This is a genomic window from Sphingomonas sp. IW22 (assembly GCF_041321155.1).
GTDB lineage: Bacteria > Pseudomonadota > Alphaproteobacteria > Sphingomonadales > Sphingomonadaceae > Sphingomonas.
Genome location: NZ_JBGGWB010000022.1, coordinates 1 through 1,434, shown reverse-complemented (window position 1 = coordinate 1,434; position 1,434 = coordinate 1). Strand labels below are relative to the sequence as shown.

The window sequence follows — 1,434 nt, the reverse complement described above, 5'->3', positions numbered from 1 at the left end:
ATACATGGGCGGGCTGATAAGTCCTTAGAATGGAACCGAAAAAATTTAAATATTGAAATAAAATTTGGCATGATTAATATTCACAATATATAGGTTAAGAAAACCGATTTTGTTTTAATATAATAATAAAATATTTTTTTGCAAATTGAAAATATTAAATTTTGAAGAATAAAACGACATAAACATGTTTATTCAAAAAACATCGATTTCACAAAACGAGCGAGAGTGATTATGCTTAATTTTCTATGTAATCTCCGTCATAGTCAAAGCATTTCTGCCAGCGTTTAATCAATTCATCAAAAGCTTTTGAGAAGAAATCTGGCTCCAGACCATTGAAAAATTCTGTGGCACTTTTTTGTAATTCATCAGAGTTTTCAAACAAATGTCCTTTTAAATACTTTTTCAAACGATGAAATAAGTAAAAGTCACTGGGTGCAAGATCAGGTGAGTAAGGAGGCTGAGCAATGCAGTGAAGACCAAGCTCATTCATTTTGTTCCGAGTCTTCTGTGCAGTGTGAATGGGTGCATTGTCGTGATGAAACCAAAGAAAATCATTTCTGGGCTTTCGTTTTGTTTTTCTGACATCTTCAAGTAAGGCACAATAGTAGTCAGCATTTAATTTTTCTTTGGTGAAATCGAGCTTTATCACACCCATACGGTTCCAAAAGACGCTTAACATCAAACACTTTCGGGTTGTCGTGGCGCACTTTAATTTCTTTGGTGGTTTTTCGTCTTGAAATCTCCATTCAGATGATTCTCTTTTACCTTCTGGTGTAAACAATGACAGCGATGTTTCATCCATTGTCATAAGGTTATCTATCAATGCTGTTCTAGTTTTCACAAAGAGCTCCAAATTCTGTTGACAAGCCTCCTTTCTCATTTGCCTCATTTCAGCTGTCAAAAAGCGAGGAACAAATCGGCTACACAACTTTCTAATACCAAGCTGTGAAAGCATTGTTTGCACAGAATACTTGGAAATATTGAGTCGATATGCAATTTGCGACTGCGTAATTCTTCGTTCAGATCTTATTATCTTTTGAAGCTGCAGAGACTTTTCGTGGCCAATTTCTATTGGTCGACCCGATCGATCGTTATCATGAATATTTGTTCTTCCGGATCTAAATTCCCTTATCCAATTGTAGATGGTTGCAGTACATGGACTTTGATTTTTGTAAGCCGATTGAATCTCGATCACGATTTCATTTTTTTCTAATCCTTTTAATAATAAAAACCTTACCACGCTGCGGAATTCTATATTTTCATACATTTGAACAGTAATATTTTAAATTTTCCAAAAAAATTAATTTATTAATATATTCAAACAAATACGATTTTCGAAGCCTATATATATAGTATAATATGTATGCAAAAGATTATTTAGATATTTAAATTTTTTCGGTTCCATTCTAAGGACTTATCAGCCCGCCCATGTAT

At 33.6% G+C, this 1,434-nt stretch carries 1 protein-coding gene; it reads right to left on the bottom strand.

Annotated elements, in window-relative coordinates:
* Positions 1–235 precede the first annotated feature (235 nt).
* Positions 236–1,267 (bottom strand): transposase, encoded by a 1,032-nt coding sequence (locus tag ACAX61_RS19485; RefSeq protein WP_370716197.1) that lies wholly within the window; start codon positions 1,265–1,267, stop codon positions 236–238.
* Between the last annotated feature and the right edge of the window lie 167 nt (positions 1,268–1,434).

Excerpts from the sequence above, each read along its gene's own strand:
- ACAX61_RS19485 (WP_370716197.1), bottom strand. The coding sequence starts at position 1,267 with ATGTATGAAAATATAGAATTCCGCAGCGTGGTAAGGTTTTTATTATTA.